This is a genomic window from uncultured Capnocytophaga sp., from assembly GCF_938029845.1.
Taxonomy (GTDB): Bacteria; Bacteroidota; Bacteroidia; order Flavobacteriales; family Flavobacteriaceae; genus Capnocytophaga.
In genome coordinates this window covers 1-8,174 of the sequence record NZ_CALHGG010000189.1, presented here as the reverse complement: position 1 = coordinate 8,174, position 8,174 = coordinate 1, and the positions used below count along the sequence as shown (strand labels likewise).

Below are 8,174 nucleotides of genomic sequence, written 5' to 3'. Positions count from 1 at the left end.
CGTGACTGGAATATCTCTCGCCAACTATGGTGGGGACAACAGATTCCTGCTTACTACTATGGCACTGGAAAAGAAGATTTTGTCGTAGCAGAAACCAAAGAACAAGCCTTGGCCTTAGCCAAAGAGAAAACCCATAATCCTGCTCTCACCTTGGACGATCTACGCCAAGACGAAGATGCACTGGACACTTGGTTCTCCTCATGGTTATGGCCTATGAGTGTGTTCAATGGCATTTTAGACCCTGATAATGAGGATTTCAAATACTACTACCCTACTCAAGATTTGGTTACAGGTCCTGATATTCTCTTCTTCTGGGTAGCTAGAATGATTATTGCAGGCTATGAATTCGCTGGAGAAAAACCCTTTACCAATGTATATCTCACAGGATTGGTAAGAGACAAGCTCCGCCGCAAGATGTCCAAGTCCTTAGGTAACTCCCCCGATGCCCTACAACTAATTAAGGACTTTGGTGCCGATGGGGTACGTGTAGGCTTACTCCTCTCCTCATCTGCGGGGAATGACCTGCTTTTCGATGAAGCTCTATGCCAACAAGGAAGTGGCTTTGCTAACAAATTATGGAATGCTTTCCGCCTTATCAAAGGTTGGCAAACTGCCGATATCGCTCAGCCAGATCATTCTCAAAGAGCTATTACATGGTTCCGTGCCCGCTTCCAAAAGGTACTGAGTGAAACCGAAGATGACTTTAGCAAGTATCGTATCTCCGATGCGCTGATGAAGATATACAAACTCGTATGGGACGATTTCTGCTCATGGCTTTTGGAGATTATCAAGCCTGCTTATGGAGCACCTATTGATAACCAAACCCTTACAGAAGTAATTGCGCTATTCGAGGATAACCTGAAGCTCTTACACCCATTCATGCCTTTTGTTACTGAAGAAATATGGCAACAAATAGCTCCAAGAACCCCTCAAGAAGCACTCATAATTGCCTCTTACCCTGAGCAAAAAGCATTCGATGAGAGTATCCTAGCTGAGTTTGAATTTGTACAAGAGGTTATCTCTGGTATTCGTACCATTCGTAAGGAGAAAAACATTGCTTTCAAAGACGAAATTAGTCTATCGGTAATCAATAATGAGCAAGTTCCTACTCATTGGGATAGCATTATCCAGAAGTTAGGAAATATTCCAGCTATTTCCTATACAGATACGGCAATAGAGGGAGCTGTTTCTTTCCGTGTGAAAGCCAATGAATATTTTATTCCTATTCTGGACAAAATCAATGTAGCTGAAGAGATAAAGAAATTGGAAAAAGAATTAGCCCATGTACAAGGATTTCTAAAATCAGTACGTGCCAAACTTTCCAATGAGAGATTCATCTCTTCTGCTCCTGCCCAAGTAATAGAAACTGAACGAAAAAAAGAAGCTGACGCTTTGGCTAAGATTGAGACCCTTGAAAAAAGTTTGCAAAACTTAAAATAATAGTGCAAATCGCTAATTACTTTAACAAATAAACAGAAACCTTGTTAAAGTACAAGAAACTGACAAAAAATTCATGGCATTATTTTTGCCGTATGAAGTAAAAATCATAACTTAGCCCCATATAAAAAGGACAACCCTATTTATGAACGATAACTTTTCACCAAGAGTAAAAAATGTAGTCAATACGGGAAAGCTCGAAGCTATCCGTATGAAGCATAGTGTAGTAGGAACAGAGCATTTGCTATTGGGTATCCTTAAAGAAACTGATGGAAGTGCTTTTGAGGTACTCGCTGCCCTACATGCTAATATACCTACCTTGCAGAGAAAAACGGAATCACTTGCCAATTCTATTAACTCATATTCAGATACTTCTGCCACACAGTTGGAAAAGAGTATCCCCCTTACCCTACAGGCAGAAAATGCGATGAAGGCCACTGTCCTTGAACAAAAAAGTTTCAAGAATGACCAAATCAAAACCGCTCATCTGCTCCTATGTATCCTTAGAAATAACAGTGATCCAACCACAAAGCTCCTTAATCAAGAAAAGATTAATTACGAGAATGTGAGACAACAATTTGAGGTGATAAATAATGAAAAGAAACAAGATGAAAGAACCTTCTTGAGTTCATACGCTTACGAAGATGACGATGAGGAAGAAAAATCTGACATTTTGTCACCTTCTACCCCTCAAAAAAACAACTCAAATCAAAAAACAAACACTCCTGTTTTAGATAATTTTGGGAAGGATTTAACCCTTATGGCACGACAGGGCAAGTTAGACCCTGTGGTAGGTCGCTTCAAGGAAATTGAGCGTGTCTCCCAAATCCTTAGCCGTAGGAAGAAAAACAACCCCTTACTTATCGGAGAGCCTGGGGTAGGGAAAAGTGCTGTAGCTGAAGGGCTTGCTATGCGTATTATTGAGAGAAAAGTATCACGTGCTTTATTCAATAAGCGTGTGGTAACCTTGGATTTAGGTTCACTCGTGGCAGGTACCAAGTACCGTGGACAGTTCGAGGAGCGTATGAAGGCGATCATGAACGAACTAGAACAGAACAAGGATGTTATTCTATTCATTGATGAAATACACACCCTCGTAGGTGCAGGAAGCGCCTCAGGAAGCCTTGACGCCTCTAACATGTTCAAGCCTGCACTAGCACGTGGAGAGATCCAATGCATAGGAGCTACGACCATGAATGAATACCGTGATTCCATTGAGAAAGATGGTGCCCTAGAGCGTCGTTTCCAGAAGGTAATCATAGAGCCTACTTCCTATGAGGAAACTATTGAAATCCTCAACAATGTAAAAGGAAAATATGAAGATCATCACCATGTGAAATATACAGAGGAGGCCATTGAGGCTTGTGTAAAACTCACCACAAGGTACATTACCGACCGATTCCTCCCCGACAAAGCCTTGGACGCTATGGATGAGGCCGGTGCTCGTGTATATATTTCCCAAATAAAAGTCTCCAAACAAGTAGAACACTTGGAGGAAGAGATAGAAAAAACCCAATCGCTCAAGAATGATGCGGTAAGAGGTATGCGCTATGAAGAAGCTGCCAGTTATCGCGATATAGAGCGCAGGCTTAAGGAACAATTGGAAGCCGAAAAACTCCTTTGGGAGAAGGAATCCTTAAAGAATCGTAGTGAAGTAGGTTTTGAGGATATAGCCCAAGTGGTCTCCATGATGAGTGGAGTACCTATTACCCGTATGGAACAATCTGAAATGAACAAACTCTCCTCACTAGAGAAAATAATCCGTGAAAAGGTTATAGGACAGGAGGAGGCCATACAGAAGATTGTCAAGGCTATCAAGCGCAATCGTACAGGACTAAAAGACCCTAACCGCCCTATTGGCTCCTTTATCTTTATTGGGCAAACAGGGGTAGGTAAGACCCAACTAGCCAAGATTCTAGCTCGTGAATTATTTGACTCTGAGGATTCACTTATTCGCTTGGATATGAGTGAATATATGGAAAAATTCACCGTTTCACGCCTTATTGGAGCACCTCCAGGGTATGTAGGTCATGAAGAAGGTGGACAACTCACCGAGCGTGTACGACGCAAACCCTATTCGGTAATCCTGCTCGATGAGATAGAGAAAGCACATCCCGATATTTTCAATATGCTCTTACAAGTGCTTGATGATGGATTCCTCACCGATAGTCTCAACCGAAAAGTGGATTTCCGCAATACAATTATCATCATGACCTCCAACATCGGAGCCCGACAGGTGAAGGAATTTGGACAAGGAGTAGGATTCTCCACTGCTGCTAAGATCTCCCAAGCCGATGAACACGAGCGTTCCATTGTGGAAGGTGCCCTTAAGAAAGTATTTGCCCCTGAGTTCCTCAATCGTATCGATGATATTGTGATGTTCAACACTCTTGACAAAGAAAATATCAAAAGTATCGTAGAAGTAGAGCTTGAAAAACTCTTAGAACGTATGAAAGGGCTTGGTTACTCCCTTTACCTTACTGATAAGGCTAAGGAATTTATTGCTGAAAAGGGCTATGACAAGCAATATGGTGCTCGTCCGCTTAAGCGTACTATCCAGCGCTATATAGAAGACGAAATAGCCGAAAAGATTGTCCTTAGTGAAGTCCGCAAAGGAGATACTATTTCAGTAGATTACACTGATAATGAAGAAAAACTTACTTTCTTAGTAAGCAATATAAAAAGCATTCCCGTAGAGGAGTAAAAACAAAAAGAGAAAAAGTGAACGCTTTGTTCACTTTTTCTTTTTATTATAGTGTGCTCTAAATATTTTGAGTGTCTCCCAAGAGTATTCTTCCCCTACAATCTCCCTAATCGCTGTAAGAGTTGCATCAGGAGGAGCTTGTACAAAAGCAAGTTCCAATGTATTTATCTCGTCGGCTGTGAGGAGCTCTGTAACTGCTATTTTCCCCTCTGACACCAGCTTGGCCATATGATCATAGATCGTCTTTTCATGTATTTTTCGCTCAGTTGCAATCTCTTGTATAGACTTATGTTGCTGCCATAATAATAACGTCTGCTCATAGGTCGATATTTTTTCTTTCTTCTCCTTTTTCTTCGCCACTTCGGGCACTTCGTCCAGGAGCTTACCTCTTAGGGTATCATCTCGCCACTGTTGCAATACCTGCTCTAAGAGCCGCTCTCTATAAGTATTAGCCTTGTTAAAGTCTGCTTTTTCCCAATCCGAAGACTGTGAATGATTGAGCAAAGAAGCAAAGATAATCCTATCCTTGAGCAAACGCACTATCAGTTCTATAACCATATCCTCGAGATCCGTAAGTTCTTCAGCGAATGTCTTTGCCTGTTTTTTGCCATTTATCTGGAAATGTGTATAGAAAGTATCAAAGGCAATACGCTCCCATAGTGGAAAGAAATAGTCATAAGCCTTCTCAAATCGCTCCAAAAGGAAATGTACATCATAATTGGGCGTAGCCAAAATGCTCTTGAGCTGCTTGAGGAATTTTTCCGAATGTAGTATAATCTCATCACAGGCCTTGCTCTGCTGTTGTGCCCAGCTATGGAACTGGCTCTTAAGACTTTTCCCAGTCTCTGTCTTATAAGAATTAGCATGTACTTTCCACTGTACCGCTACATCAAACCAAGAGAAAGCATGCAATATTTCCTTTTCCAAAAATACCTTCTTATCCTCCGAGAGTATATTTTCTATAGATTCAGGAGCTACCTTCTGGGCAGCATAGTCGATAATATCCTGAGAGGTATGTAGTTCCCTATCCTGAAAAGGAGAAAGCAGTACCAATCCCTCAAGACTACGCAAGCGAGAGAGCGCCACATAGGCCTGTCCAGAGGCAAATACATCTTCCAAATCTATCACAGCCTTATCAAAGGTAAGCCCTTGACTCTTATGCACCGTAATAGCCCATGCCAATCGCAACGGATATTGGGTGAATGTACCCAACACCTCCTGTTCTATCTCCTCCGAGTCGGACTTGCTCTTATAACGGACGTTTTCCCATACATAGGTACCTACTTCTATGATAGTATCCTCATCGGCCAATCTTACATGTATCTCCTCCTCAGAGAGATAAATCACCTCCCCTATCTTGCCATTGTAATAGCGCTTGGGAACATCCAAATCATTCTTGACAAACATCACTTGTGCACCTACCTTAAGCGAAAGTTGCACATCCAAGGGATAAAGATACTCAGGAAAATCTCCCTTTATCTCTGCTTGATAGTGGTATTCCTTTCCTTTTATAGAAGCAAAAGCTGCTGCATTCTTTTGATCTGCTTTATAGTTATGAGTGGTTAGGGTTATGTAACCTTCATTATGCCTAGGTCGAAAAGAAGGACGGATATAAGGCTGTAGTGCCTGCATGTCTTCCCTACTTATCTCATTGGTACGAAGGTGATTGAGTATTTTTACAAAATTTGTATCGGATTGCCGATACACTTTCTCCAATTCCAAGTACAAGGGCGGATTTTCCTCTATTACTTTGGAATGAAAGAAGAATATCCCCTTATAATACTGTTGCAGGAGTTCCCATTCCTGTGGCTTGACTACAGGCGGGAGCTGTAATAAGTCGCCTATAAAGAGCACTTGTACACCCCCAAAAGGTGCCGATGAACCTCTTATGGACTTCAGTACAGTATTGATCATATCCAAAGTATCAGCTCGTAGCATACTTACCTCGTCTATGATCAGCAGTTCCAATTTTCTAAGCATTTTACGCTTGTAAGCATTCATTTTCTGGCGTTGTATAAGGGTCTTGGGGGTCACCACATTGACATTCTCCATAAGGGATACATCCACCACAGTGGAAGGTACAAAGGTAGCCAATGGCAATTGGAAGAGGGAGTGCAGGGTTACTCCTTTAGCATTGAGTGCGGCAATCCCTGTGGGAGCTGCCACCATCACATTCTTATAGGTAGTAGCAATAATCTGGTGCAATAGGGTCGTCTTCCCTGTCCCTGCTTTCCCTGTTAGGAAAATAGAACGATGGGTCTGATTGACAAAATCCAATACATACTGAGCTATATCCATGAAGTGCTATTTTTTAGGCAGTACAAAGGTACAAAATTTAAACCAAAGTAAAAAGTTACAATGGTAATTCTTCATTTTTCACTTTTCATTTAACCTTAGTTGGTTATACAAATTCTCTAAGGAAAATAATACTTCCTCCTCTAATACAGTATCGGAAAGGAGTAGATTTTCTGTGGCTTGTAGGAAGGTGCGCTGGGTATGAGGTGCCGTAAGCCAAGTGGTTATCTGCTCATTGAGCTCTGGGCGCTTGTCCTTAAAATAGCTATGCTTGAACACTATTCCTATAGGGTGTAAGCTATAGGTAAAAAGTTCCTGAAAGTCATACAATGCCTTTACCCTATCTGCCTGTTTGAGCCAGCTATCCAAAAGAGGGGTTATAGATAAGCCACTCAAGCCAAAACAAACCAACCAATCCTCTGCTGTACTATATGGGTGGGGACACTCACCCTCAAGTACTTCTTCGAAAAAGACTTTTGCAAAGCGCTCCATAAAAGCTATTTCTCCCTCTTTCCATATATGAGTGCGCTCAAAATGACAACGAGAGAGGGAAAAGCCCTCATCTATATAGAGTGTTTCCCCTACCGAAAGTAGCTCCAACATACGGGGCAGGAAATAACGAAGCTCTACTATAGCCTTGTCTTCATTGTCAAACATGGCACTGATATAGGTTTCTATCAATTCTCTAGAAAGCTCTCGCAAAGGGGTGGTTATCAATAGTTTTTGTTCCTTATCAGTGATACAGTTGCCACAATCACAGACCGTTAGCGGCAGAGTAATACTATAGGAGGCAAAAAGTCTATAAGCCTCTTCTATATAAGGAATAAGTTTCTTGTTTTTCATTTGTTATCTTTTATAAGTAACCCACATAAAGGTACTTCCTCCTTTACGGTCGTAATGCACCCCTACCTTTCCCCAATCAAAAGAACACTCCTCACCTATCTGCGAAGTAAGCCATTGCTTGTAATACTTCTCTGTTTGTAGCTCATACGTCTCACTCCAATCCTCCCAAGAGGTTTGTCGCTCATCCATAGAGAACTCTATAGAAAATAAATGTTCTCCCTTAAAACACAACGCTACACTAAAAAGTCTCCCCTCAAAGAAACATTGATCAAAATAAATCCAATAGTAGCCTGTCCCGACCTCCCATATCTTATGAGTAGGAAACTGCTCTCGAAGACCTGAGTAGGTGGTATCTTTGGTAATCACCACTTCTTTTATTAGTAGGAAATCCCCAGTTATAGTATCTAAAAAAGTAGGTTTCTGTTCCATAATTCCCCTTCTTTCAGCGTACAAAGATACTTCTTTTTTAGGTAGAAAATATCTTTCCTACCACTTTTTTATCTCTTTTCGCTATTTGCTTGTCATTAATCATTTATTATTATTTTTTTGTATCTTTGCCCCAAATTTCTTTTACCCTTATGAAAAAACGTGTTGCCTTTTATACCTTGGGATGCAAGCTAAATTTTGCTGAGACAGCCACCATTGCCCGTAGCTTTGAGAATGAGGGCTATGATAAGGTAGATTTTGAGGAACCTGCTGATATTTATGTAATTAATACCTGCTCTGTTACCGAGAATGCGGACAAGCAGTTCAAGCAAATTGTACGTAAAGCACTCAAGCATAACGAAAATGCTTTTATTGCAGCCATAGGCTGTTATGCCCAGCTCAAGCCTGAAGACCTTATCGCTGTTGATGGGGTGGATTTGGTATTGGGTGCCAAAGAGAAATTCAACAT

Annotated in this window: 5 protein-coding genes and 1 pseudogene; 3 read left to right on the top strand and 3 right to left on the bottom strand. The window is 41.3% G+C overall.

Features of this window, described 5'->3' with window-relative positions:
• On the top strand, window positions 1-1,440 hold a 1,440-nt coding region (locus tag Q0625_RS14895), incomplete at its 5' end, for a class I tRNA ligase family protein (RefSeq protein WP_298829027.1).
• 142 nt (window positions 1,441-1,582) lie between these two features.
• Entirely contained in the window at window positions 1,583-4,141 is a 2,559-nt protein-coding gene (locus tag Q0625_RS14890; RefSeq protein ID WP_298829025.1) for an ATP-dependent Clp protease ATP-binding subunit, read from the top strand.
• 30 nt (window positions 4,142-4,171) lie between these two features.
• Here Q0625_RS14890 and Q0625_RS14885 read toward each other — a convergent pair whose 3' ends face one another.
• The 3 genes from Q0625_RS14885 to Q0625_RS14875 form a co-directional block, all read right to left on the bottom strand.
• Window positions 4,172-6,439, bottom strand: a complete 2,268-nt coding sequence (locus Q0625_RS14885) for a helix-turn-helix domain-containing protein (RefSeq protein WP_298829022.1) — start codon at window positions 6,437-6,439, stop codon at window positions 4,172-4,174.
• Window positions 6,440-6,517: 78 nt separating this feature from the next.
• Window positions 6,518-7,279, bottom strand: coding sequence for a hypothetical protein (locus Q0625_RS14880; RefSeq protein WP_298829019.1), 762 nt, complete (start codon window positions 7,277-7,279; stop codon window positions 6,518-6,520).
• Window positions 7,280-7,282: 3 nt separating this feature from the next.
• Window positions 7,283-7,708 carry a hypothetical protein gene (locus Q0625_RS14875; protein WP_298829017.1) on the bottom strand — a complete coding sequence of 142 codons (426 nt, stop codon included), beginning with the start codon at window positions 7,706-7,708 and terminating at the stop codon, window positions 7,283-7,285.
• 149 nt (window positions 7,709-7,857) lie between these two features.
• Here Q0625_RS14875 and Q0625_RS14870 point away from each other — a divergent pair.
• Window positions 7,858-8,174 (top strand): annotated as a pseudogene (locus Q0625_RS14870) (tRNA (N(6)-L-threonylcarbamoyladenosine(37)-C(2))-methylthiotransferase MtaB); the annotation flags it as partial.